The following is a 25632-nucleotide window of genomic DNA, read 5'->3' on the forward strand; positions in this document are numbered from 1 at the left end:
TGTCGCACTTCCAATAAGCTGCCGAATGATGACGCAGATCCGCCATGAGCCTGTGGCTCCGACCCGCACCCAGTGGTTGGCGCCCGGCAGCGCGATAGACGCCCACCGGCACGACGACCACCAGATCGTCTACGCCGGCCGGGGCGTGCTGGGCGTCGCCACCAGCGCCGGTTCCTGGGTTGCCCCCGGCACCCGTGCCATCTGGGTGCCGGCCGGCACCATGCACGCCCATCAGGCCCACGGCGAACTTGAGCTGCACCTGGTCGGGCTGCCCGCGACCGAGAACCCGCTCAGCCTGGACACCCCGACCGTGCTGGCCGTGAGCCCGCTGCTGCGCGAACTGATCGTCGCCTACACCCGCACCCCGGACGACGACAGTCCCGAGCGGGCCCGTCTGCGTGCGGTGCTGATCGACCAGCTGAGAGTGTCGCCGCAGCAGCCACTGCACCTGCCCACGCCTTCTTCGCCCCTGTTGCGGGCGGTGTGCGACATCCTGCGCGCCGATCCCGCGGACGGCCGCACGCTCGCCGAACTGGGCCGCGAGGTCGGGGCGAGCGACCGCACCCTGTCCCGGCTGTTCCGGCGCGACCTGGGCATGACGTTCCCGCAGTGGCGCACCCAGCTGCGGCTCCACCATGCGCTGGTCCTGCTTGCCGGGAGAACTCCGGTGACCGCCGTGGCGCACCGGTGCGGCTGGTCGTCGGCCAGCGCGTTCATCGACGTCTTCCGGCGTACCTTCGGTCACACGCCGGGCTCTCACTCGATCGGTTGAGGGCCCCGCGGAACCGGGGGTCCGGCCGCCGGCTGCCGCGGGCTGCGGCGTACCGGTCGGCTGTGCCCCTGGTGGGGCGGCGGGGATCTCGGGGGAGCGGCCGACCGTCGTGGGCGGGTACGGTGCCCGCTGTCTCCTCGCTTATGGCCCGGCGGGCTGTGCGCGCCCCTGGGCGGATTCACCCTTGAGCTTGGCCCAGACCGTGTTGAGGGCGGCGATGTCCGTGTCGTCGAGGAGGTCGTCGAAGACGTCGGCCAGGGCGTGGCGCCGCGTGGCGTCGGCCTCGGCGAAGACCCGTCGGCCGTCGTCGGTGAGGGCTATGCGCACCGACCTGGCGTCGGTCGGCGAGGGCACACGCTCGATGAGGCCGCGGGCCTGGAGCGCGTCGACGACCCGGGACACCTGACTCCGGCTGAGCAGGGTCTTCGCCCCGAGTACCGAGGGCGCGACGGGCTCCGGCTGCGCCTGCAGCCAGAGCATGACCTCGAACCAGGACAGGGGCAGGTCCTGGGCACGGGACAGTGCGTGGTCCACCCGGGCGGTCAGGGTGGTGCCCGCCCAGACGAGGCCGTAGAAGGCGTGATCACGCCCTGACAGTTCTCCCAGGGTGATGTCGTCGCGGCTCATGAGATGAGCGTACCGAGGGTGCGTGCACACGCACGCCGTATAATGTGTGTACACGCACATAATGAATGTTGGCCCCCATTCTGGAAGAGAGCACTGCCATGACCCGTGCCGACACCTCCGGCAAGACCGTACTGATCACAGGCGCCTCCTCGGGCATCGGATTGGCTGCCGCGGTGGCCTGCGCGCGGACGGGGTGGACCGTCGTGGCCACCATGCGCGACCTGCGCAAGGCGGACGCCCTGCGCGAGGCGGCGGCCGGCGCCGGTGTCGGGCACCGGGTGCATACCAAGCGCCTCGACGTCGTCGACCCCGGGACCGTGGCCTCCTGCATCGACGAGTCCGCCGCCGAGTTCGGCCGCCTCGACGCGTTGGTCAACAACGCGGGGGCCGGGCAGGTCGGCACCATCGAGCAGGGCACGGTCGAGGACGTCCGCGCCGCCATGGAGGTGAACTTCTTCGGTGTCGTCGGCGTCACGCGCGCGGCCCTGCCGCACCTGCGTACCGCCCGCGGTCGTCTCCTCACCGTCACCAGCGTCGGTGGTGTCGTCGGACAGCCCTTCAACGAGGCCTACTGTGCGGCCAAGTTCGCGGTGGAGGGCTTCATGGAGTCCCTCGCCCCGGTTGCCGCGACCGTCGGCGTCGATGTCACGGTGGTCGAACCCGGGGCGGTGGCAAGCGAATTCGTATCCAACGTGGGCCTGGACGTGTCCGCGATGCTGGACGACGCCGGCCCCTACGCCCCGGCCCTCAGGGCCTATATCGACCGCACTCGGCAGTCCTTCAGCAGCGCCCAGACGCCCGCACAGGCCGCCGCTCCGATCGTCGAGGCGCTGAACTGCGACAAGCCGCCGTTCCGGATCCAGACCTCAGACTGGGCGCGGGAGTTCGTCGGTACGAAGCTCACCGATCTGGACGGTTCCGGCGTCACCGGCATGACGGCGGGTTGGGTCGGCTGACCGGTCCGACCGATGGGTGCTCCGTCGGCGCCGGTGGTCGTTGTGCCGGTGCGCGGCACCCGGCCGGCCGTGCGGACTGCGGGGCGCCGCCGTCCGGCCCGTGCCGTAGTCGCGTGGTGTGCGACGGGGAGTACGAGCGCGCCCGCTGCGGCCGGCTCGGTTCAGGCGGCTTCGGGCGGCGCCGTGAAGGCGCGCTCCAGCAGCGTGTACAAGGTGTCCCGTTCCTGCGTGCTCAGTCGCTCCAGGCCGGCGATCGTGTGGTGCATCCTGCCGCGGATGGTGTCGATGACCCGCTCGCCGTCGGCGGTGAGGGCGACGTTCTTGACGCGCCGGTCGGACGGGCTGGGCTCGCGGCGTACCAGGCCGCGCTTCTCCAGCCGGTCGACGATCCCGGTCATGTTCGAGGCGTCACAGGTCAGGGTGGTGGCCAGGACGCTCATGGACGCGGCTCCCCGTCGCAGCACGGTGAGTGTCTTGCCCTGGCTGGCCGTGAGGTTCTCCCTCGCGGCGGAGACCGTGAAGTCGCCGTAGTAGGCGGCCAGTGACACGGAGAGGAGCTCCATGAGTCGGGCCGTGTCGGTGCCGGCGGTTCCTGTCATGCGCGTCACCCTACGCCAAAAAACTTGACGATCTCAAGCAATGGAGGCTACCGTCCCGCATTGCTTGAAGTTATCAAGTATCAACGTTCTCAAGTAGTTCATCCGGGTACTCCAACAGTTCACCGGGTCATGAAACAGGGGGAGACGCACGTGTCTCACGCACAGCAGGCGGTGCCTCGACGGCGCTCAGGAGACACCACGGTCGTCCTGGTGCTCGGGCTTGCCGCCATGGTCGTTTCGATGATGCAGACCCTGGTCGTCCCGATCCTGGGCATCATCCAGAACGACCTCAAGGCCACGACCGCCAACGTCAGCTGGGTGGCCACGGCCACGCTGCTCTCGGCGGCCGTCTTCACCCCGCTGTTCGGCCGCTTCGGCGATCAGCACGGAAAGAAGCCCACCCTCGTCGGCGTGCTGCTCGTGATGATTGCGGGCTCGGTGCTCGCCGCTACCACCACCTCGCTGACCTGGTTGATCGTCGGCCGGGTGATGCAGGGAGCGGCAACCGCGATCTTCCCCCTGGCCCTGTCCATCCTGCGCGAAGAGATCAGGCCGGAGAAGCTGCACGGCGCCATGGCCCTGGTCAGCGGCACACTGGCGTTCGGCAGCGGACTCGCGCTGGTCGGCGCTGGCCTGCTCACCCGGGGCTCCGCCCCCGATTACCATCGGGTCTTCTGGCTCGCGGTCCTGCTCGCCGTGGTGGCGCTGGCCGGCGTCCTGTTCATCGTGCCCGCCTCCCGGACGAAGACGGGGGGACGCACGGACTGGCTCGGTGCCCTCACCCTGGCGGCGCTGCTGGTGCTGTTCCTGCTGCCCATCTCCCAGGGGCACCAGTGGGGATGGACGTCCGGCCGGACGGTCGGCTCCTTCGCCGGGGCGGTCGTGATGGCGGTGGTCTGGGTCGTCGCCGAGCGCAAGGTAGCGGAACCGATGGTGGACATGAAGATGTTCGCCCACCCTCCCGTCCTCTTCACCAACCTGGCCGGCCTGATGCTGGGCTTTGCGATGTTTGCCCAGTTCATCGGCGTCTCGTACCTCGTCCAGATGCCCGAGCACGTCGTCGGCTACGGCTTCGGAGCCTCCGTGCTGGAGGCGTCCGTCGTGTACCTGCTGCCGACCACACTCGTTTCGCTGGTGGGCGCGCAGGTGGGCGGTGTGCTGGTGCGCCGGCTCGGCGCACGCGTCACGCTGGCCGTCGGGGCCTGCTTCGGCGTGCTCGGCTTCACCTGGCTGAGCGCAGCGCACGACACCACGGCCTCGGTGATCGGCGCGGGCATGGTCATCGGCTTGGCGATCAGCTTCGGTTACGCAGCGATGCCCGCGCTTATCGTCGCCGGAGTCCCGGCCCATCAGACCGGCATCGCCAACGGCATCAACTCCATCTCCCGGTCGGTCGGCAGCGCCATAGCGAGCGCGGTGATCACCTCACTGCTCGCGTCGAAGACCGTCCCGCTGCCCGCCGGCATGCCCGCACTGCCCGAGGAGAGCCAGTTCACGCTGAGCTTCGTCATCGCGGGCGCCGCGTTCTTCCTGGTCGTCGTCGTGGCCGTCCTCGCGCTCAAGCCGGACCGTGCGCCGGTGCTGAAGGCGGCCGCAGAAACCGGGGCGACCAAGGGTGCGGAGGCCGAACTCGCTGCTGAGACCGTGTGAGCGGCCGTCCCGGCAGGTCCGACCGCTACCAGGTCGCCTGACCCAGTCGCCAGTCGCCAGTCGCCAGTCGCCAGTCGCCAGTCGCCAGTCGCCCGGCTGAACCGCACCTCTCCGAAAGGCATGTGACCTTGAAGACCTCGGACCACTGTGACCACGGCTCCATTCGCCCCCCGCTCGACCACCACGCCGCGGTCGCGGCCGAGACGGCCCGGTTCGTCGCGGCGGTCGGGGGCGCCGACCCGTCGACACCTGTGCCCCACTGCCCCGGCTGGACGATGGCCGATTTGATCAAGCACACGGGCAGCGTCCAGCGCTGGTTCTCGGTCCTGTTGCGGGAGCGTGTCCAGCAAGCCCCGCGCAGCCGCGAAGTGGAACTGCGGCTCCCAAAGCGGGAGGACGGCTACGCCGACTGGCTCGCCGAGAGTGCGACCGTGGCCGCGGAGGTCTTCGCGGTCACCGACCCGGAGCTGCCGATGTGGGCGTGGGGCGCCGACCAGCACGCCCGCTTCTGGGCCCGCCGGATGCTCTTCGAGACCCTTGTGCACCGGGTCGACGCCGAGTCGGCGCTCGGTCTCCAGCCCGCGATCGACCGCCCGGCCGCGGTGGACGGGATCGACGAGTTCCTGGTCAACCTGCCCTTTGCCACCTTCTTCGCCCCCAAGGTGGCCAACCTGCGGGGCTCCGACCGGACCATCCGTTTCTGCGCCACCGACGGGAATGACGAGTGGCTCGTGCGCCTGTGCCCCGACGGCTTCGGACTCGACACGGTTCACCCGGCCGCGAGCACTGCCGACGCGACCGTCCGGGGAACTGCGTCCGACCTGCTCCTGCTCGTGTACGGCCGCCTGCCCCACGACGCACAGACCCTCGCGGTGGAGGGGGACGAGGGACTGCTGGCCCACTGGTTCGCCCACTCCGCCTTCTGACCCAGTGCACCCCTCCGCTGCGGTATCGGTGGAGGAGTGCACCGGATCGGCCCCGCTCCCGGCCGGGATCCCGGCGGGCGCGGCTTGCCGTACGCGCCACCCCGCCTGCGCTCGGTGCGGGGCAGTCACCCGCACACGGCCCGCATCCGCCGACGAGGCGACCGCCTCGTCGGCGGATGCGGGCACGCCTGCTCCACCGGCGTCTTCAGGGCGCCACACGCCACGTTCAGCCGGCGGGCACGGGCCATGCGGCGCTGACCCTGACGGGGCGGTCGCGGCGCTGTGCCCGATGGCACCGGACATGTTCCCGCGCCCGGCCGCAGGGATGCGCGGGCGGTCCCTGCGCCGGCTCGGCGGTCAGCCGGTCTTGTGGTCCCATCGGGGTCCGACCAGGGTCCACTCCCTGTCCCAGAGCGCGATGCGCCGCCGGTCGAGCCACCACCGCCCGGCGCTGCCGGCGCCGTACACCACGCCGCTCAGGGCGAGTGCGGCCGAGGCGCCGAGAAGGACCGCCTCGACCGCTGCCGTGGCGGGATCGGGCGGCTGGGCGCTCGGTTTCCCCTGCGTGTCGATCCAGACCCTGGCCGGCGAACCGGTCTTCTGCCCGGCGGGCACCAGCGCGGTGCCGTTGTGCACGGAGCCGTCCGGGGACGTCCAACGGACCTGAGCTGAGTCGAGGGCTTTACCGGCCCCCGAGGCGGTCGTGCGCCGCGCATCGGTGAGAAGTACGGCACGGACGGGGGTCCGCTCTTCGCGCTGCCGGGCGAAGGCCCGGTCGGTGGCCTCGGCGGTCACCACGCCGACGAGGGTGCCGCCCACCGCGATGAGGACCCACACGGCCAGCAGGAGCCATGCCTCCAGCAGATCGTCGCGTCGACGGATCGGGTTGCTCCGCCACCGCCACAGCAGCGGCTTCGCTCGCCTGTACGTGCGCCTCGCGGGCCGGCCCTTGCGCATCTGTTCCTGCCTCCTCGTCGTGACCGACATGAACTTGTCAGCCAGAGCAGGGCGTCGGCATGGGCCCATCAGGCGGAAGTGGGGGGCCGACCGGACCAAGCCGGTCCAAGTTCGCTACGAGCAGGCGTGGCCCATCGCGGCCAGGGTGGTGGTAGGCGGGTGCCGGCATCTGGTCGCCGACCGCTACGACATCACCGGCTCCGGCCCACAACGAGCCGCGCCCGTCGAAGATGATGCAGAGACGCGCGCGGTAGGAGCCCGGGCCCCTACCGCGCGTGAGAGGGGTCTTCAGCCCACTGAGATGGTGGACCAGCTCTGGTCTTGCCTGGTCGGCTGGTTGCTCCTGGTGATGGTGGCGTAGCCGTTGTGAGCGTTCAGGTTGAAGTCCTGGTCGTCGTACGCGAGCAGTGGAAGGCCGATGAGGCCGCTCCCGCCTGAGTGCCCCCAGTGCCATTGCTGGTAGCTCGCGCCCGTGCCCGGCTCCAGGAAGACCTGCTCGCCGTTGGAAAACGGTTTGCTGTGGCTGAGGCTCAGGACCATTCTCTTGGCGGGGCTGTACATGGTCAATTGGTTGTCGGACCCGTTCTGCCGCCACAAGCAGTAGGGGTCGATGTTGGCGGTGAGTGGTTCGACGGTCGCCCTGTTGCTGTTCGGGTCGGCACACAGCACCTTGTGCTGGCCGGCGTTCGCGAGCACGAAGCTGCCGACCGGGCTGGCCCCCTGCTGGTTCGCATGGGCGTGCGCGGCGTGCGCAGCGGGCGTGGCGGTGAGGAAGGCGGCGCTCAGGGCGGCCACCGACAAACCTCGAAGCACCCGCGTGGCGCGGGGGACAGTGCGCAGGAATGACACGTGAAACTCCTCCACAGTCGCTTTAAGGTGTACGCGCCAACAATGTGCGGCTTAAGAGGACGTCTCAACGGTGTTATGAGTCGACGTGTTGCTGGCCGATCATGGTGCACGCCACCGGCTTGAATCGACACATCGCGGTGTGGGCAGCACGGCACTGTCAAGGTGTCCCTGAGCGTGGCGGGTGAGGGGGCATCAGGGCGTAGTGGGCCTGTGGCGGAGCCGTCTTCAGGCGGCGGTAGGCATGGCGGTGGTGCCGGTGATGTCGTTTCAGGTGTCGAAGCGGTGGCGCATCTCGGTGCGGTAGCCGGGTGCGGTCATCCGGTGGCGGGGCCGGAAGTGCGGTGAGATCCCGCTGAAGACGGACAGGAACCTCTGCGTCGTCCTTCCGGCCGTGCGGAAGCCCTTCATCGCCCGTCCAGGTAGGCGAAGGGCTTGGTGAGAGTTCTCGGCCCGGTTGTTCAGACCCTTGGGGCGCGGTGTTCCACCGAGCCCATCGGTTCCCGGTGAACCGGCCCATAGGACCGGCACTTGTCGGTCACAGCGCCCCCCGGGTGGTAGCTCGAACGCCTGGTTCGCGCCATGTCGGTGGACGTCGCCGCCTTCTCCAGCGCCCGGATCCCGATGCCCTCCACCCGTGGGGTACTGCTGGTCATCCCCCCCCACCGACGCCAAGGGCATCGCCATGCGGCCCGTTCCCCGCGCCCGCACACCGTGAAGGCGACCGCGGGCAAGCCCCGCCTGAACCGGGGGAGATGACTGCGGCAGCGGCACCGCGGTCTGTGGCGTTCGAGTCCCTTTGGTCCCCGCCGTCGGTGCGTACGGTCCCGTCAGCCCGCTGCGACGGCCAGGCCCCCGGCCGGCACCGCAGCGAGGGCTTCGGACAGGCGGTCGTACCTCTCGAAGACCCCGTCCAGTCCCGCTCCGTGCAGTACCCGCAGGAACCGACTGCCCTCCGTGACGAGCCGCAGCCGGCCGTGCCGTTCCATGGCCCGGTTCCGTGCCCGACACAGCAGCCCCAGTCCGGCGCAGTCGATGAAGGACACGCTACGAAGGTCCACCACGAGATCCGGGCATACGACGGCTGTGAGGTCGTCGAGACGCGCCGCCAGGGACAGCGCCGTGAGGATGTCGATCTCGCCGCGCAACTCCACGACGGTCGTCCCGCCGACGGCACGTTCGGTGAGGTGGAATTCGGACCTGATGACGGTTTCGGCCATGGTTGAGAGCAAACCCGGACCCGTGGGCGCGCCGGAAGGGCCGTTCGGCCTCCCTTCACCGCCGCGCCCAACCGGGCCGCTCTCCGGGCAGGACGGGACCGGTGGTCCCTCACCCGTGGCCGTCGCCGGGCCCACCATGGAGCGTGGTTTCTCCACCGGGCGAAGGGCGAGCTGCCATGTATCCGAACGACGGTTTCCGCGAACTCGATCGGCACGAGTGCCTCGATCTGTTGGCCACGGCACCCGTCGGCCGTGTCGTCCACACTCGGCAGGCCCTGCCGGCCGTGGTACCCGTCAACTTCGGCCTGGATGCGGGCGGAGCAGTGCTGCTGCGCACGTCGGCCGCCTCCGAGCTGGCCCACGCGGTTGACGGCGCCGTGGTCGCTTTCGAGGCCGACGCGGTCGACGCGGACGCTCAATCCGGCTGGAGTGTGGTCATCACCGGCCGGGCGGCGGTCGTGACGGACCCGGTCGAGACGGAACGCCTCGACCGGGTCGGTCCGTCCTCCTGGGTTCCCTCCATCGATGAGGTCCTGGTGCGCATCGAGCCGGAACTGGTCACCGGGCGTGAGCTCGTCGGCGGTCGGACGCTGTACGGCCTGCGCCTCTGCGCCCTGCCGCCGGTGCACGGCTGCCCCTGACACGGACCAAACGGCCCTACGGCACCGGGACGGACGGCACGCCGACGGGGTTCTTGCAGGCCCTGCCCCGCGCGGTGACGGACGGGGAGCATCGTCGGCGAAGCCGCCCACGGACCTTCCGTGAGTGGTGTCGCCAACGATGCGGAGGCAGTGATGACCGTGGCAGCAACCCGCGCAGACGTGGACGCACCCGCCGAGGCCTGGCGCGGGTTCACCGGCCGTGACTGGCGCAGCACCATCGACGTACGCGATTTCATCCAGGCCAATTACACGCCCTACGCAGGCGGTCCCGAATTCCTGTCCGGCCCGACCGAGCGCACGCTCGACGTCTGGCACAAGGTCAGCGCCCTGTTCCCCGAGGAACGCCGCAAGGGCATCCTCGACGTGGACACCGCCACCCCGTCCACGATCACCTCGCACGCCCCCGGCTACATCGACCAGGACCGAGAGCTGATCGTCGGGCTGCAGACCGACGCCCCGCTGAAGCGGGCGATCATGCCCAACGGGGGCCTCCGGATGGTCGAGAACGGTCTGAAGGCGTACGGCTACGAGCCCGACCCGTTCGTGACCAAGGTCTTCGGCACCTACCGCAAGACCCACAACGACGCCGTCTTCGACGCCTACACCCCCGCGATGCGGGCCGCCCGCAGGGCCGGCATCATCACCGGGCTGCCCGACGCCTACGGCCGCGGCCGGATCATCGGCGACTACCGGCGCGTCGCGCTGTACGGCACCGCCCGGCTGATCGAAGCCAAGCAGGCCGAACGTGCCCTGCTCGACGAGCAGCCCTCCACCCCGGACGTCATCCGTGACCGCGAGGAACTGGCCGAGCAGACCAGGGCCCTGGGCGAACTGACGAGGATGGCCGCCTCCTACGGCTGCGACGTGTCCCGCCCCGCCACCACCGCGCACGAAGCGGTGCAGTGGCTCTACCTCGGTTTCCTGGCCGCGGTGAAGGAGCAGAACGGCGCGGCGATGTCGCTGGGCCGCACCTCGACCTTCCTGGACGTCTACCTTCAGCGCGACCTGGACGAGGGCCGCATCGACGAGAGCCACGCCCAGGAGCTGATCGACGACTTCGTGATCAAGCTGCGGATCGTGCGGTTCCTGCGCACGCCCGAGTACGACGCCCTGTTCTCCGGCGACCCGACCTGGGTGACCGAGGCCATAGGCGGCATCGGCACCGACGGCCGCCCGCTGGTCACCCGTACCTCCTTCCGCTTCCTGCAGACCCTCTACAACCTGGGACCGGCCCCGGAACCCAACCTCACCGTGTTGTGGTCGTCCCGGCTGCCCGAGGGGTTCAAGCGGTTCTCGGCCCAAGTCTCCATCGACACCAGTTCCATCCAGTACGAGTCAGACGACCTGATGCGTCCGTGCACCGGCGACGACACCGCGATCGCCTGCTGCGTGTCGGCGATGGCGGTCGGCAAGCAGATGCAGTTCTTCGGCGCTCGCGTGAACCTCGCCAAGGCCCTGCTGTACGCGATCAACGGGGGGCGGGACGAGATCTCCGGTGAGCAGGTGGCGCCCGAAATGCCCGTCCTGGCCGGGGAGTACCTGGACTACGACGAGCTGCGGCAGGCGTACGACCGGATGCTGGACTGGCTGGCGGAGACGTACGTGGACGCGCTCAACGTGATCCACTTCATGCACGACAAGTACGCCTACGAGCGCATCGAGATGGCGCTGCACGATCATCCGGTGCACCGCTTCATGGCCTGCGGGATCGCCGGGCTCTCGGTGGCCGCCGACAGTCTGTCCGCCGTCAGGTACGCCCGGGTGAAGGTGATCCGGGACACCTCCGGGCTGGCCGTGGACTACGAGGTCGAGGGCGAGTATCCCGCGTACGGCAACAACGACGACCGCGCGGACGGGTTCGCCGTCGACCTGGTGGAGTCCTTCATGGCCAAGGTGCGTAAGCACCCCACCTACCGGGGCGCCGAACACACCCAGTCGGTGCTGACGATCACGTCGAACGTGGTCTACGGCAAGCACACCGGCAGCACGCCCGACGGCCGGCGCGCCGGACAGCCGTTCGCACCCGGCGCGAACCCGATGAACGGGCGGGACCGCCACGGCATGGTGGCGTCGGCGCTGTCCGTGGCCAAGCTTCCGTACGCGGAGGCCCGCGACGGCATCTCCCTGACCTCGACGATCACGCCGGAGGGACTCGGTCACGACCCGGCCGAGCGCGCGGCCAACCTGGTCGGCATCCTCGATGCCTACACGGCAGCGGGCGGCTACCACATGAACGTCAACGTGCTGAACCGGGCGACCCTGGAGGACGCCATGGAACACCCCGAGAAGTACCCGGAGCTGACCATCCGGGTCTCCGGATACGCCGTCAACTTCGTCCGCCTGACCCGCGAGCAGCAGCTTGACGTGATCAGCCGCACCTTCCACGGGTCGCTGTGAACCCCGTGGCGCCCTCGGCACCGGGGCAGCCGGTGCCGGCGGCGGGCCGGCTCACGGGCCGGGTGCACTCCTGGGACCTGTCCACGGGTGTGGACGGTCCCGGGACCCGGTTCGTGCTGTTCGTCAGCGGCTGTCCACTGCGCTGCCGATACTGTGCGAACCCGGACACCTGGCACATGCGGGACGGGCGGGAGGCAACGGTCGAGGAGGTGGTGGCGGACATCACGAAGTACCGGGCCTTCATCACCACGGCGGGCGGGGGAGTGACCGTCACCGGTGGTGAGCCGCTGCTGCAGCCCCGATTCACCGGAGCGGTGCTCCGCCGCTGCAAGGAGTTGGGCCTGCACACCGCCCTGGACACCTCCGGCTTCCTCGGGACCCGCGCCGACGATGCGCTCCTGGCCGACACCGACCTGGTGCTGCTCGACATCAAGTCCTTCGACGTCGGCACCTACCGGCGGCTGACCGGCGCCCCCCTCGCCCCCACGCTGAACTTCGCCACCCGCCTGGACAGGTTGGGCATCCCCGTGTACATCCGCTACGTCCTCGTCCCGGGCTGGACCGACGACCCGTCCGCAGTGGACGGCCTCGGTGCCTTCCTGGCCGGGCTGGGCAATGTCGACCGGGTGGACGTGCTGCCGTTCCACAAGCTCGGCGCCCACAAGTACGACGCCCTCGGCATCGACTTCCCGCTGCGCAACACGCCCGTGCCCAACCCCGACCTGACGGAACGGGTGCGCGAGCAGTTCCGGGAGCACGGTCTGCGGGCGCTGTGACCGGGCCGGCCGCACCCGAGCGGCTGCCATGGCGCTGCTCGGGTGCTGGTCGTCGGACACGTCGGCGGGAGGCCCTCCGTTACGGACGGTCCGCCTACCGGCCACCGGCCCTCGCACGTCGGCTGCCTGCGCGTGGGCCACCCGGCCCCCACCTGGTGACCTGAGGCCTCTCCTGTCCCAAGTGCCTTTCTCCGAAACTGAATTCGACTTCGAAGGAGGCCGAGATGCCCCACACCATCACCGCAGGCCTGGATGGCTCCCCGGAGAGCCTGGCAGCCGCCGATTGGGCGGCCCGGGAGGCTCTGCTCCGCGACACCCCGCTGCACCTGGTCCACGCCCTCCGGCGGGAGCCGGACACGCACCCGCCCGCGGGCGGGACGCCCCAGCCGCCCCAGGACCCCGGCGTGCAGGACCAGCGGGCCGACCGCCTACTGAGGGAGACCGCGGCGACACTCGCGCGGAACCACCCCGGCCTGCAGATCATCACTGACCACGTTCCCGGAGAGCCCGCTCCCGCCCTGCTTGAGGCAGCCGAGGAAGCCGATCTTCTGGTGCTGGGCTCCCGCGGTCTGGGCGGCGTCGCCAGGTTCCTGGTCGGGTCCGTCGTCCTCGCGGTCATGACCGGCAGCCGACGGCCCGTCGTCGTCGTACGGGACGGCCTGCGCGCCGAGGACGAACACCAGCCCGGGACCCCCGGCACCGGGGCCGAGTCGTTCAGGGACGTCGTCCTGGGCCTCGGATCCGCGGCCCCGGACGACGCCGTGATCGGGTTCGCCTTCGACGCCGCCGCCCGCCGCGGGGCAAGGCTGCGCGTCGTCCGCGGCTGGAGCCCGGATCAGCCCCAGGACGGCGACGGTGATCTCAGTGCCGAACTGCATGCCGAACTCACCGGAGACACCCAGCGTGCCTTGTCCGAGGTCCTGGACCCCTGGCGGAACAAGTTCCCCGGTGTCGAGGTGGTGGAGCAGGCGGTGATCGGCAAGGCGGGCTCGCACTTGGTGGAGGCCTCGCACGACGCGTCGCTGGTCGTGGTCGGGCGTCGCCGACGCCGGACGCCGGCCGGTACGGCGATCGGCCCGGTCACCCATGCGGTGCTGCACCACGGTGGCGCGCCGGTCGCGGTGGTTCCGCACGACTGACCAGCCACCCGGCGGACACAGCTGGTGTGCGGCCTCAAGCCTGCGGCGTGAGAACCCCGGAGGGTTCTCACGCCGCAGGCTTGAGGCCGTCCGCTGCCAAGGGCACCAAGGGCGGCAAAGGGGTCGAGCGGGCGTGGTGCCGGAAGGTGTCGCGGAGCGACGTACGGCAGCCGTTTCCCTGCGTCAGACGCCTTCTCCTGCGTCGTCGGCGGTGAGCCGGACGCCGGTGACCAGGTCGGGGTGAATGCGCACCGCATGGTCCATGGTCCGGTTGACCCAGGGGTTGAGCAGGTCCCGGTAGCGGGCCAACTCCTCCGGGTCGGTCACCAGGTGGGCGTATCCGGTGACCACCACGCTCCAGCCGAGGTGTGTGCCGGGATCGATCGCGTCGGCCTGGTACGCGACCACTACGCCCCGGCCGTCGGCCTGCCCCGCGCGTGCGGTCAGCGCCGCGCCCTCGTGGGTGCGGATGACGATGTGGCCGTTGTCCAGGACATGATTGACCGGTCGGACGGTCGGCAGCGCGTGTCGGGTGAAGACGATCCTGCCGAGCGAGACGCTGCCCAGCAGCCGCAACGCCTCGTCGCCGGCCAACTCGATGCTCCGGCGCGGCCCGGCAGGAAGCACCTGAGGAGCGTCGATGGTCATGGGGAGCTTCCACGCGGTTTCGTAGCTCACTGGTGTGTCGCTGACCGACGCAGTACGGCTCCTGTGGGGCCCGTCGCCGTGGTGACGGCCCGTGCACCGGTACGGCATGCGTCGCGTCCCTTCCAGATGTGGGCGGCTGCCCATTGGCGGCGTCCCACGATGCGGACGCCGCCAACGGGCCTGGTCAGGACATTGGAGCGACACCGGAGCAGGTCACGCCAGGGCCGTTCGGCCCTGGTCTGCGTCCCGCACGTCCTGCGCACCGGAGTAATAGGCCGCGCGCATGAGCTTCTGCATGTCGTCGAGCATCGGCATACGCGGGTTCGCCGGCGCGCACTGGTCCTCGTAGGCGTTCAGGGCCTGCTGCGGCAGGGCGTCGAGGAAGGCGCGCTCCTCGACGCCGAGTGCCTGGAACGACGCCTCGATGCCCACGGCGTCACGCAGTCGCTCCACCGCGAGGGCCAGCGACTCGACGCCCTCGTGCGGGGTCGAGGCGGGCAGGCCGAGGACGCCGGCGATCTCCTGGAAGCGTTCGGGGGCACGGTAGTTCTCGTACTTGGGCCAGGCCGTGAGTTTCGTCGGCACGGTTCCGTTGTAGCGGATGACATGCGGCAGCAGGACGGCGTTGGTACGGCCGTGCGCGATGTGGAAGGTGGCGCCGAGGGTGTGTGCCATGGCGTGCACGATGCCGAGGAAGGCGTTGCCGAAGGCCATGCCGGCGATGGTGGCCGCGTTGTGTATCTTCTCCCGAGCCTCGGGGCGGTCGGCACGGTCGTTGACCGCTGCTTCGATGTTGTCGAAGATCAGCCGGATCGCGTGCAGGGCCAGACCGTCGGTGAAGTCGTTGGCGTATACGGAGACGTAGGCCTCGATCGCGTGGGTCAGCGCGTCGAAGCCGCTGTCCGCGGCCAGCGCCGAGGGCAGGTCCGCGGTGAGCAGCGGATCGACGATGGCCACGCTCGGGGTCAGCGCGTAGTCGGCCAGCGGGTACTTCTTGCCGGTGGCCGGGTCGGAGATCACCGCGAAGGGAGTGACCTCTGCGCCGGTGCCGGACGTCGTGGGTACGCACACCAGCCGGGCGCGGCTGCCGAGCACGGGGAAACGGAAGGCGCGCTTGCGGATGTCGGAGAACTTGTGCCGCATGTCGGCGAAGTCGACGTCCGGGTGTTCGTACAGCAGCCACATCACTTTCGCCGCGTCCATTGGGGAGCCACCGCCGAGCGCGATGATGGTGTCCGGGCGGAAGCCGCTCATGAGCTTGGCGCCGCGCTGGACGGAGCCGATGCTCGGCTCCGGCTCCACGCCGTCGATGACCTGGATGGTGACCGGCTCCCTGCGCCGCTGCAGGACGCGGGTGACGCGGTCGACGAAGCCGAGCCGGGTCATGGTGGCATCGGTGACGATGGTGACGCGGTGGACGTCCGGCATGGACGCGAGGTAGCGGATGGCCTGTGGTTCGAAGTAGATCTTCGGCGGGACCTTGAACCACTGCAGGTTGTTGCGGCGTGCGCTGACCCGTTTGACGTTCAGGAGTTGGGCGGCGGAGACGTTGTTGGACACCGAGGTGTGGCCCCACGAGCCGCAGCCCAGCGTGAGCGACGGCAGCAGGTGGTTGTAGATGCCGCCGATCGCGCCCTGCGAGGACGGGGCGTTGACGATGATGCGTACTGTCTTCATGCTCCGGCCGTACGCCTCGGCGAGATCCGGGTCCTCCGTGTGGATGACGGCGCTGTGGCCCTGGCCGTGGAAGGCGACCATGTCGGCGGCCAGGCTGAAGCCCTGCTGCTCGGAGCCGGCGCGCAGCACGGCCAGCACGGGGCAGAGCTTCTCCCGGGTCAGCGGCTCGTCCGGGCCTACCCGATCGGCCTCGACCAGGATCAGCGAGGTGTCGTCCGGGACGGTGAAGCCGGCCTGTTCCGCGATCCACGCCGAACTCTGACCGACGGCAGCCGGATTCACCTTCGGCTCGCAGCCGCCGCCCGCCGCTCCGGCTGGGAACAGGAACCGCTCCAGCTTCTCCTTCTCCTCCGCGGTCGCCAGGTGGGCGCCCAGGACGCGGAATTCGGCGAGGGCCGCGTCGTAGATCTCGGCGTCGAGGATGACGGCCTGCTCGGAGGCACAGATCATCCCGTTGTCGAAGGACTTCGACAGCACCAGGTCGTTGACGGCCCGGCGGAGCTTCGCGCTCCTGTGCACGTACGCCGGTACGTTGCCTGCGCCGACCCCCAGCGCGGGCTTGCCCGCCGAATACGCGGCCCTGACCATGGCGTTGCCACCGGTGGCGAGGATCAGCGAGACGCCGGGGTGGTGCATCAGGATCTCGGTCGCCTGCACGGACGGTGTCTCGATCCACTGCACGCAGTGCTCCGGCGCGCCGGCGGCGACGGCCGCGTCCCGTACGATCCGGGCCGCCTCCGTGCTGCACTTCTGGGCCGAGGGGTGGAAGGCGAACACGACGGGGTTACGCGTCTTGAGCGCCATCAGGGCCTTGAAGACGGTGGTGGAGGTCGGGTTGGTGACCGGCGTGATCGCGCAGATCACGCCCACCGGTTCGGCCACCTCGATCATGTCCTCGATGTCGTCGCGGGCGATGACGCCGACGGTCTTCATCGGGCCCATGCTGTGTGTGACGTGTTCGCACGCGAACATGTTCTTGGCGGCTTTGTCCTCGAAGACACCCCGTCCGGTCTCCTCGACCGCCAGGCGCGCCAGCGCTGTGTGCCGGTCCAGGGCGGCGACCGAGGCCTTCTTGACGATGTGGTCGATCTGCTCCTGGGTGAAGGCCTCGTAGTCGGTGAGCGCCTTGAGCCCGTTCGTGACCAACCGGTCCACGGTGACGGTGATGTCACACGGGGCTCCGGTGGTGTCCGCGGCCTCGGTTGCGGTGTCGTGACGGGTCATGGGTGTGCGCCTCCGTGGACAAGGGCCGCCGGAGGGGTCCGGCGGCGGGTGGATGCGAGCGGCACCGGCGGGGGATCGGGTGCCGCTCGCGTCTTCACTCTCGGTCGGTTCCCCGTGTCGTCCCCAGACACCGAAGGTCCCGCCCGGGGACTGACCGGCACCGCTCCGGACGGGCCGGGCGGCCCTCCCCAGTCGGACACGGCGGTCGCCGCGGTGGGGTGACCTCACGGCCCTGGTGGCCTCACGACCCCGCGGAGCCGGCCGACGGGGTCGGCCGCGGTCACCGGGACGCCCTCCGGGCCGGGCCGGTTTCGGCCCGGCCGGCCGCCCGAGCGGGACCCCGGCGGCGCACCGCACACGCGGCGGCCTCCACCGGTCCGCGGCCAACCGGGCAGCCCCTGGGCTAGGGTCGCTCGCCGACGGCACGCCCGCCCCGCCAGGGAGGTGGGGTGGCCGACCTGCGAGCCTCCTCACCCCGGTGCAGGGTCCGATTCACCTGAGCGTGCATCCGGTCCTGCAGCCGGTCCGCCAGTTCACGGGCCGTGGCCTCCTGGGCCTGCACGACCACGAGGTGGTTCCCCACGACGAGCTGGGCCAGGGCCGACCACGGCTGCTCGGCACGGTGCGCCGCGGCCTTGCTGATCTTCACCTCGCCGCTGACCACCGGAACCCCGGGCCGGCCGAGGACCGCGTCGACCTTCTCCCGGACGTAGGTGAGTGATCCCTCGTCGACATCGCCCGCGGCCCGCACTCGTACGGCGGCGGTGTTCGTGCGGGCGCCGGGGTCCTTGCCAGTCATCTGCGTCGCTCCTTCTGATCGCGGGAAGCGACATCAGCCTGCTGCGACGATGTGCCGACTGCCCAGGGCTGTCCGGCCCCTGGAGCGGGGGCCGTGCGTCCTGTGCCCGTGCGGGCCCGCCGGGAGGGACACGTCAGCGAGTCGCGGCGGACCGTCACGTCAAGGGTGCGGCGATGCGGTGGCGCGGCGATGCGGTTCTGCGGGGACGCGGGACCCGGGGACGCGGGCTGAGGAGCGCGCCGCCCGGGTCCAAGACGGGCGGAGCCGGATGTGGAAGTCTCCGGGACGGCACGGCGAACGAGCGTCCCGTCCCTCCGGGGCGTCCCCGTGCGTCGTGGACCGGGCTGCGGACACGCCCCGCAGCGTCCGTCGGCTACCCGGAACGATGCCGAGCAGGGCCGCCGCCGCCCCTACGCGGGGGCAGCGGCGGCCGTGGGCGCGGGAACCCGTGCCTCCCCCAACACGTAGCCCGCGCGGAAGCCCTCGCGGCTCCTGGGGCCTGCGGGAGAACCACCCCAGCTGCAATGAACCGCAAGGACATGGCACCGTCGGCCGGTTGGCGCCGCAGGTGACCGGTTGTCGTCCTGCCTCCATTGTCGGGACGGGAGCGCTGTCGTCGAAGGGGCGACAGGGCCGAGCCGTGGCCCGAACGGCCCCTGCCCTTCGGCCAGCGGCCCCGACAGACGGGCGGTCCGGGTCGGCCGGTCCCGTGGCGCCGGGACCATCGGGGTCGCCCGCGGGCCTTGTGGCCGCTGACCCCGCCCGCCGCAGCACAGAAAGATCAATGGTGGATCGGACAACCCCATCCACCTGTTGAAAGGAGTCCCGACCATGCCCAGGACCACAGGAGGCGGAAAGGGGACGGCGCCCACGGCGGCGCTCGGCCTTCCCGCCGCCTCCGCGCTCGTGATCGGCAGCATCATCGGCACCGGAGTCTTCGCTCTGCCCTCTGCCCTCGCTCCGTACGGACCGATCTCCCTGGTCGCGTTCGTCGCCGTGACCCTCGGCGCACTCGCGCTGGCCCTGACCTTCGGGGCGCTGTCGAAGCGCGTTCCCACGAGCGGCGGTCCGTACGTCTACGCTCGGGAGGCCTTCGGGGAGTTCGCCGGGTTCCTCAACGCCTGGTCTTACTGGATCACCGCCTGGGCCGGTAACGCGGCCATCGTGGTGGCGTGGGTCGGCTACGTCGAGGTGTTCGTCAACACCGGTCACCACAAGTGGATTTCGGTACTCCTCGCACTGGTCGGGCTGTGGATCCCGGCCGCGATCAACCTCACCGGCGTCCGCAACACGGGCGCGTTCCAGGTGATCACCACGGTGCTGAAGTTCGTCCCGCTGGTCTTCATGGCCACCGTCGGACTGCTGTTCATCGACACCCACAACTTCGGCCCGTTCAACGCGAGCGGACAGTCGGTGGTGGGCGCGATCTCGGCAGCGGGTGCCATCGCCCTGTTCAGCTACCTGGGCCTGGAAGCCGCCTCGGTGGTGGCCGGCCGGGTCCGTGAGCCGGGCCGCAACGTGCCGCGCGCCACCGTCTACGGCACGCTCATCTGCGCCCTCATCTACATCCTGGGCACCCTCGCCGTCTTCGGCACCGTCGCACATGGCAAGCTGGGCGCCTCGACCGCGCCGTTCACCGACGCGGCGAACAACATCTTCGGCGGTACCTGGGCCGGTGACATCGTCGCCGTGGCCGCGATCATCTCCGGTATCGGCGCCCTCAACGGCTGGACCATGTTGTGCGCGGAGATGCCCTACGCCGCCGCTCGTGACGGCCTCTTCCCGCGGGCGTTCGCCCGGCTGCGCGGCGAGAACGACGTACCGGCCTTCGGCATCCTCGCCTCCACCGCGCTCGCCTCGCTGATCACCGTGTTCAGTTACACCCGCTTCGACGACGTCTTCACGAAGATCGTGCTGCTGAGCGTGGTGACCGCCGTCATCCCGTACCTGTTCTCCGCGGCCGCCCAGCTGTACTGGCTGCTCGTGCGGGGCAGCGAGACCCTCAGCCCCCGGCGGCTGGCCCGCGATGTGACCGTGGCCGCGCTGGCGCTCGCCTTCTCGTACTGGTCGATCCAGGGAAGCGGCTACCAGACCGTCTACTACGGCCTGTTCGTGCTGCTCCTCGGCGTGCCGGTCTACGTCTGGCTGAAGCGGGGTCAGGGTGCCTACGGCGAGTCGACCGTGACCCAGACATCGCAGGTCGACCTCCAGCCGGAGCGGGCCCCTGAGACGCCGCCGCCGGCCCGGCGGTCCCAGCGCGGGCCGCGCACCAACCGCGTCGGCCCACCGCAGCAGCGGATGGACCTCCGCCACCACGACTGATTCACCCCGAGTACGGAGGACCCCCCGCGATGAACACCTTTCACGTCGACTCCGAGGTCGGCCCGCTGCGCCAGGTGATCCTGCACCGCCCCGGCCTCGAACTCTCCCGCCTCACCCCGCGCAACGTCGACGCGCTGCTCTTCGACGACATCCTGTGGGCCAAGCGGGCCCGCGAGGAGCACGATGCCTTCGCCCAGGTCCTGCGTGACCACGGCGCACGCGTTCACTACTTCGCCGACCTGCTCGCCCAGACCCTCGACGTCCCCGAGGGCCGTGACTGGCTCCTGGACCGGGTCATCACCCCGGCTACCGTGGGACCCGCCCTCGTCGACCCGGTACGCGAGCTGTGTGCCGAGCTGGACGGGGAGACGCTCGCCGGCTATCTGATCGGCGGTCTCCTCAAGAGCGACCTGCAACTCGCCACTCCGCACAGTCTGGTCTGGAACACGTTGGGCGGTGACGACTTCGCCCTCGCCCCGCTGCCCAACCACCTCTTCCCGCGCGACAACTCCTGCTGGATGTATGACCAGCTGTCGGTCAATCCGATGGCCAAGCCGGCCCGGCGCCGCGAGAGCCTGCACGCTCAGGCCATCTACACATTCCACCCGATGTTCGCAGGTGTGGCTCCGGCCCCCCTGCTCGACGGGCCCGTCGGCACCCTCGAAGGCGGGGACGCCCACGTCCTGGGCAACGGCGCCGTCATGGTCGGCATGGGCGAACGCACCACGGCCCAGGCCGTGGAGAACCTGGCCGCACGGCTCTTCGCGGCCGGTACGGCGAGCCGGCTGATCGCGGTCCAACTACCCGCGGCCCGCGCGTTCATGCACCTGGACACCGTGCTGACCATGGTCGATCGCGACACGTTCGTCATCTATCCGGGGCTCGCCGACTCCCTGCGCTCGTGGACTCTCACCCCCAGCGACATACACCGGGCCGGTTTCGCCGTCACCCCGAACTCGGACCTGGCAACCGCCCTCGCCGAGGCCCTCGATCTGGACAAGGTCCGCATGCTGTCCGCGCCCCAGGACATCCGCAACGCCGAACGCGAGCAGTGGGACGACGGCAGCAACTTCCTCGCCCTCGCCCCGGGCGTGGTCGTCGGCTACGAGCGCAACGTCACCACCAACACCTACCTGCGCAAGCAGGGCATCGAGATCATCACCATCGCCGGCGCCGAACTCGGCCGTGGACGAGGCGGCCCGCGCTGCATGAGCTGCCCCATCGAACGCGACCCCGCCGCCTGATCCGCCGAAGGAAACCAGCACCATGACCATTGACCTGCGCGGTCGCTCCTACCTGAGCGAACTCGACTTCACCGCCGCCGAGATCAACGGGCTCCTCGACCTCGCCGCCGAGCTCAAGGCGGACAAGCACGCCGGTACCGAGCAAGCCCGGCTCACCGGCAAGCACATCGCCCTGGTCTTCGAGAAGTCCTCCACCCGTACCCGCTGCGCCTTCGAGGTGGCTGCCGCCGACCAGGGTGCCAGCACCGTATACCTCGGCCCCGGCGACACCCACGTCGGCCACAAGGAGTCGATCGCCGACACCGCCCGCGTGCTGGGCCGCATGTTCGACGGCATCGAGTACCGGGGCTCCGCCCAGTCGATCGTCACCGATCTCGCCACCCACGCCGGCGTCCCCGTCTACAACGGACTCACCGACACCACGCACCCCACCCAGAGCCTGTGCGACATGCTCACCATGCGCGAGCACAGCACCAAGCCGCTCGCCGACACCAGCTACTGCTACCTCGGCGACGCCCGCAACAACATGGGCAATTCGCTGCTGTCGATGGGCGCGCTGCTCGGCATGGACGTGCGCATCGCCGCGCCCGAGGCACTGTGGCCGGACGCCGGGCTGGTCACCACCTGCCGGGCACTCGCCGAGGCCAGCGGGGCCCGGATCACCCTCACCGAGGACGTCGAGACCGCCGTGCGCGGAGCCGACTTCCTGCACACGGACGTGTGGGTCTCGATGGGAGAACCGGCCGACACCTGGCGGGATCGGATTGCCCTGCTACTCCCGTACCAGGTCAACGAGAAGGTCCTCGCCCTCACCGGCAACCCGGACGTGAAGTTCATGCACTGCCTGCCTTCGCTCCACAACCGCCGGACCGAGCTGGGCCAGGAACTGTTCGGCACCTACGGCCTGGACGGACTCGAAGTCACCGACGAGGTCTTCTCCTCGCCCGCCTCGATCGTCTTCGACCAGGCGGAAAACCGGCTGCACACCATCAAGGCCGTGCTCGTCGCCACCTTGGAGGACTGAACCATGCGCATCGTCGTCGCCCTCGGAGGCAATGCCCTGCTACACCGCGGTGAACGCCCCGACGCGGCCGTCCAGCAGGCCAACATCGACCGGGTCGCCAGCGCCCTGGGAGCGCTCGCCCGGGAACACGAGCTGGTCATCACCCACGGCAACGGTCCACAGATCGGCCTGCTCGCCATGGAGAGCGCCGCCGACCCGGCGCTCAGCGCGCCCTACCCGCTGGACCTGCTCGGTGCCCAGACCGAGGGCATGATCGGATCGCTGCTGGCCCGCACGCTGCACAACGTCCTTCCCGGACGTCGGATCGCCACACTGGTCACCCATACCCTCGTACGGGCGGACGACCCGGCATTCGCCCGGCCCACGAAGTTCGTCGGCCAGGTCTACTCCCGGGACCTGGCGAAGTCCCTGGCCCGCAAGCGCGGCTGGCACGTAGGGCCGGACACCAACGGGTGGCGCCGGGTCGTGCCCTCGCCGGTACCGGAGCGGATCGTGGAGACCGACACGCTCCGTGAGTTGCTGGACAGCGGCACACTGGTCATCTGCGCCGGCGGCGGAGGCGTCCCCGTCGTCGCCGACCGCGACACCGGGGCCCTGAGCGGAGCGGAAGCTGTCATCGACAAGGACCTCACCGCGGCTCTGCTCGCCGAGGACCTGAAGGCGGACTTCCTGCTGATCCTCACCGACGTCCCGCACGTGTACGAGGGTTACGGGACTCCCGAGCAGCGGCCCATTCTCGACGCGACACCCGATGACCTGCGCCGCGGCAGGTTCCCGGACGGCTCCATGGGACCCAAGACCGAAGCGGTGGCACGGTTCGTCGAACACACCGGAGGGCTGGCCGCGATCGGGGCTCTGGACGCGGCGAACGAGATCCTCCACGGCAGGTCGGGCACCCTGGTCCGCCCGGACCTCACGGGTGACTGACCCCTTGGCTGAGCACCCGCCGTCGTCGCAGCTCCAGTGCCGCAAGGGCGAGCCCTCGGCACGAACCGCCGGTCGTGCCGAGGACGGTGACGTCCGCTTCGGCACTGGCCCCGGTGCTGAGGGCGGACCAGCGCACCGGGCCGTTCGGTTCGCCGGCGGCAGGCCCCGCGCCCGGAAGTCCTCCGCAGGAGGACACCGTGGCGGCGGGGCTTCGCCGCTTCCGCGGCCACGACGCGGCTTCCTCCACCGCCCGACGCGGCTTCCGCCATCGCACCGGCCACGGCTGTCCGTGCCGCAGCCGGTGACGGGCGGGGCCAGGAGCCCCCGCCGGCGACCGGTGGGCCACGGCGCTGGCCACCGGGACCCGGGCAGGCGTCCCACCCGCTGGTCCGCCTCCCCCCGAGAGGCCTCGGAAGCAGGGACGTTCAGCCCACCGGCCGGAGACCTTCGGCATTCGGCGTGACCGCACGCACTCGGCGAGAGTGAGAGGGGTCAGGACGACGAGGCATCGTGCTGGAGGGCCAGCCGCCCCGCAGCACGCTCCTGGCTACGACGCTGGAATCGGGTCCCCCGAACCACGAGAGGTGGAGATCATGTCCCGCACCATCACTGTTGCTCTCGACGGCTCACGTGAGAGCCGCTGCGCCGCGGACTGGGCGGCCCGCGAGGCGGAGCTGCGCGGACTGCCGGTGCGGCTCGTCCAGGTCTGGGAGCCCGTACAGGGGGGTATGGCCGAGGCCCCGCTGCTCGGCGCCGAGACCCACCGCCACTGGACCGAGCGGATCCCCCGCGAGGCCGCGCAGGAGCTGCGGCAGAGCCACCCCGGCGTCGAGGTGACCACGGAACAGTTCACCGGATCACCCGCGGACGCCCTCGTCCGCGCGTCGGAGGACGCGGAGATGCTCGTCCTCGGTTCGCGCGGCCTGAGCGGGATCGGTGGCTTCTTGGTCGGCTCGGTCGGCCGTTCGGTCGTGGCGCACTGCGAACGGCCCGTCGTCCTGGTCCGGGCGGGGCAGCAGGCCGCGGACGAACACGAGACGGACCCTGCGGGTGCCTCCACCACGACCACACCGTTCCGTCCCGTCGTGCTCGGCCTCGACGTGAACGCTCCGGACCGGACGCTGATCGAGTTCGCCTTCGAGGAGGCCGCGCGCCGCTCGGCGCCGCTGCGGGTGGTGCACGGCTGGAACCCGCCGTACTACTACGCCTACGGCATGGCGCCCGACCCCGAGGTCACCGCGATGGTGGAGCGGAGCAACGCCGAGGCCCTGGCCGAGGCGCTGAGCTCCTGGCAGCAGAAGTATCCCGATGTGGAGGTCGTCGCCGAGTCGCGCGGTGAAAGCCCCTCGGTCCTGCTGATCGAGGCCTCCCGTGAGGCTTCCCTGGTGGTCGTCGGCCGACGCATCCGCCGTTCCCCCATCGGCTTCCACATCGGCACCGTCACACAGGCCGCGCTGCACCACTCCGTCGCTCCCGTCGCCGTCGTCGCCTACGAATGACACACCACCGACGGGTGAGCGCGGGGACGGAAACACCGTGAAGGCGGCGGTCTCCCGAGCCTTGGGCCAGTGGGGCCCGGGGCCTGGCGGGGACTGCCGTCCGCATGACCGACGAGTCGACCGGCCGCGTCACACCGGGTGCCGGCACGGGGACATTCGCCCGGTGACGCCTGCCGCCACGGGCGCGCATGTCTGTGACGGTACGACGGCGACCGGATACCGGGCTCCGCGCACCAGCGCCTGACCGATGCCCGGAACCGCGCGGGAACCGCGTCCCGCGACCGCCAGCGCGGCGCCCTCCGAGGAGTGGACCAGGGCTCCGACGGTGCCGAGCAGTACGACGTCCTCCCGTACCGGCACGCGCCGGTACGTCGCCCGCCACGGCCACAGGGCATCGGCCGGCAGCCGCACCTCGTGGTCCTCCCCGGCTCAGCGGTGCGCGGCCGGGACCACGGCCGCACGAGCGGGGTCCGCTTCACCGGCGCAGGCGATGACGCCTCGTTCCACGGCGATCCGCCTTCCTGACACGGAAGGGTCCTGCCCGCACGCCTCCCGCCGTTCCACCCGCCCGACGGCCGGCGTACGGGCCGGACGGATCCGGGGGAGGCCGTGACGCGCACGTCGGGCGAACCGGCACATTCCGCCCGGTGTCGGTCGGAGCAGGGACCGTTGGTCCCCATCCGAGGGCCGAACCAGGGCTGTTGGACCCTATTCGGCCCGGGTACCCCACCGACGATCATC

At 70.5% G+C, this 25632-nt stretch carries 22 protein-coding genes and 1 pseudogene; 13 read left to right on the forward strand and 10 right to left on the reverse strand.

What is annotated here, in order from left to right:
* Positions 1-28: 28 nt before the first annotated feature.
* Positions 29-772 (forward strand): AraC family transcriptional regulator, encoded by a 744-nt coding sequence (locus tag LK06_RS29235; protein WP_039648705.1) that lies wholly within the window; start codon positions 29-31, stop codon positions 770-772.
* Between the two features lie 141 nt (positions 773-913).
* Here the strand turns inward: LK06_RS29235 and LK06_RS29240 are convergent, their stop codons facing one another.
* Positions 914-1399, reverse strand: a complete 486-nt coding sequence (locus LK06_RS29240) for a MarR family winged helix-turn-helix transcriptional regulator (protein WP_052269716.1) — start codon at positions 1397-1399, stop codon at positions 914-916.
* 98 nt (positions 1400-1497) lie between these two features.
* Between LK06_RS29240 and LK06_RS29245 the strand changes: the two genes are divergently transcribed.
* Positions 1498-2355: an SDR family oxidoreductase gene (locus tag LK06_RS29245; protein ID WP_043407503.1), complete on the forward strand. Its 858-nt coding sequence runs from the start codon at positions 1498-1500 to the stop codon at positions 2353-2355.
* Positions 2356-2516: 161 nt separating this feature from the next.
* On the opposite strand, the gene LK06_RS29250 is transcribed toward LK06_RS29245, so the two are convergent.
* A complete protein-coding gene (locus LK06_RS29250) occupies positions 2517-2954 on the reverse strand; it encodes a MarR family winged helix-turn-helix transcriptional regulator (RefSeq protein WP_039648667.1) in 438 nt (145 codons plus the stop codon).
* A gap of 129 nt (positions 2955-3083) precedes the next feature.
* On the opposite strand from LK06_RS29250, the gene LK06_RS29255 reads away from it, so the two are divergent.
* Positions 3084-4604, forward strand: a complete 1521-nt coding sequence (locus LK06_RS29255) for an MFS transporter (RefSeq protein WP_052319047.1) — start codon at positions 3084-3086, stop codon at positions 4602-4604.
* 122 nt (positions 4605-4726) lie between these two features.
* Entirely contained in the window at positions 4727-5530 is an 804-nt protein-coding gene (locus LK06_RS29260; protein ID WP_234367537.1) for a maleylpyruvate isomerase family mycothiol-dependent enzyme, read from the forward strand.
* A 357-nt stretch (positions 5531-5887) separates the two neighbouring features.
* On the opposite strand, the gene LK06_RS29265 is transcribed toward LK06_RS29260, so the two are convergent.
* From LK06_RS29265 to LK06_RS29280, 4 genes and pseudogenes are all read right to left on the reverse strand, one after another.
* Entirely contained in the window at positions 5888-6487 is a 600-nt protein-coding gene (locus LK06_RS29265) for an Rv1733c family protein (protein WP_052269718.1), read from the reverse strand.
* A 288-nt stretch (positions 6488-6775) separates the two neighbouring features.
* A complete protein-coding gene (locus LK06_RS29270; protein ID WP_039648670.1) occupies positions 6776-7282 on the reverse strand; it encodes a hypothetical protein in 507 nt (168 codons plus the stop codon).
* A 321-nt stretch (positions 7283-7603) separates the two neighbouring features.
* Positions 7604-7887 (reverse strand): annotated as a pseudogene (locus LK06_RS29275) (DDE-type integrase/transposase/recombinase); the annotation flags it as partial.
* A 276-nt stretch (positions 7888-8163) separates the two neighbouring features.
* Entirely contained in the window at positions 8164-8553 is a 390-nt protein-coding gene (locus tag LK06_RS29280) for an STAS domain-containing protein (RefSeq protein WP_043435208.1), read from the reverse strand.
* Positions 8554-8729: 176 nt separating this feature from the next.
* Between LK06_RS29280 and LK06_RS29285 the strand changes: the two genes are divergently transcribed.
* From LK06_RS29285 to LK06_RS29300, 4 genes are all read left to right on the forward strand, one after another.
* The gene (locus LK06_RS29285) at positions 8730-9194 is read left to right on the forward strand and encodes a pyridoxamine 5'-phosphate oxidase family protein (RefSeq protein WP_039648672.1); all 465 of its coding nucleotides are present in this window, start codon (positions 8730-8732) and stop codon (positions 9192-9194) included.
* 153 nt (positions 9195-9347) lie between these two features.
* Positions 9348-11612 (forward strand): formate C-acetyltransferase, encoded by a 2265-nt coding sequence (gene pflB, locus LK06_RS29290; protein WP_039648673.1) that lies wholly within the window; start codon positions 9348-9350, stop codon positions 11610-11612.
* 5 nt (positions 11613-11617) lie between these two features.
* Positions 11618-12388 carry a pyruvate formate-lyase-activating protein gene (gene pflA / locus LK06_RS29295; protein ID WP_234367538.1) on the forward strand — a complete coding sequence of 257 codons (771 nt, stop codon included), beginning with the start codon at positions 11618-11620 and terminating at the stop codon, positions 12386-12388.
* 224 nt (positions 12389-12612) lie between these two features.
* Positions 12613-13527, forward strand: a complete 915-nt coding sequence (locus LK06_RS29300; RefSeq protein ID WP_039648674.1) for a universal stress protein — start codon at positions 12613-12615, stop codon at positions 13525-13527.
* Between the two features lie 183 nt (positions 13528-13710).
* On the opposite strand, the gene LK06_RS29305 is transcribed toward LK06_RS29300, so the two are convergent.
* The 3 genes from LK06_RS29305 to LK06_RS29315 form a co-directional block, all read right to left on the reverse strand.
* Positions 13711-14175, reverse strand: coding sequence for a pyridoxamine 5'-phosphate oxidase family protein (locus LK06_RS29305; RefSeq protein WP_174673952.1), 465 nt, complete (start codon positions 14173-14175; stop codon positions 13711-13713).
* A gap of 213 nt (positions 14176-14388) precedes the next feature.
* Positions 14389-17076, reverse strand: a complete 2688-nt coding sequence (gene adhE, locus LK06_RS29310; protein WP_039648676.1) for a bifunctional acetaldehyde-CoA/alcohol dehydrogenase — start codon at positions 17074-17076, stop codon at positions 14389-14391.
* 403 nt (positions 17077-17479) lie between these two features.
* Positions 17480-17875, reverse strand: coding sequence for a hypothetical protein (locus tag LK06_RS29315; protein WP_043435211.1), 396 nt, complete (start codon positions 17873-17875; stop codon positions 17480-17482).
* A gap of 906 nt (positions 17876-18781) precedes the next feature.
* Between LK06_RS29315 and LK06_RS29320 the strand changes: the two genes are divergently transcribed.
* The 5 genes from LK06_RS29320 to LK06_RS29340 all read left to right on the forward strand — a co-directional run bounded on the left by LK06_RS29320 (position 18782) and on the right by LK06_RS29340 (position 24891).
* Positions 18782-20197: an APC family permease gene (locus LK06_RS29320; protein ID WP_039648709.1), complete on the forward strand. Its 1416-nt coding sequence runs from the start codon at positions 18782-18784 to the stop codon at positions 20195-20197.
* Positions 20198-20226: 29 nt separating this feature from the next.
* Positions 20227-21441, forward strand: a complete 1215-nt coding sequence (locus tag LK06_RS29325) for an arginine deiminase (RefSeq protein WP_043407483.1) — start codon at positions 20227-20229, stop codon at positions 21439-21441.
* A gap of 22 nt (positions 21442-21463) precedes the next feature.
* Positions 21464-22465, forward strand: a complete 1002-nt coding sequence (argF, locus tag LK06_RS29330) for an ornithine carbamoyltransferase (RefSeq protein ID WP_039648679.1) — start codon at positions 21464-21466, stop codon at positions 22463-22465.
* A gap of 3 nt (positions 22466-22468) precedes the next feature.
* Positions 22469-23392 (forward strand): carbamate kinase, encoded by a 924-nt coding sequence (locus LK06_RS29335; RefSeq protein ID WP_043435213.1) that lies wholly within the window; start codon positions 22469-22471, stop codon positions 23390-23392.
* Between the two features lie 593 nt (positions 23393-23985).
* Positions 23986-24891 (forward strand): universal stress protein, encoded by a 906-nt coding sequence (locus LK06_RS29340; protein ID WP_039648710.1) that lies wholly within the window; start codon positions 23986-23988, stop codon positions 24889-24891.
* A gap of 129 nt (positions 24892-25020) precedes the next feature.
* Here the strand turns inward: LK06_RS29340 and LK06_RS29345 are convergent, their stop codons facing one another.
* Complete coding sequence (locus tag LK06_RS29345; protein ID WP_039648681.1) at positions 25021-25302, reverse strand: hypothetical protein; 282 nt, start codon at positions 25300-25302, stop codon at positions 25021-25023.
* Positions 25303-25632 lie beyond the last annotated feature (330 nt).

This window comes from Streptomyces pluripotens (genome assembly GCF_000802245.2).
In the GTDB taxonomy this organism is placed as follows: Bacteria; Actinomycetota; Actinomycetes; order Streptomycetales; family Streptomycetaceae; genus Streptomyces; species Streptomyces pluripotens.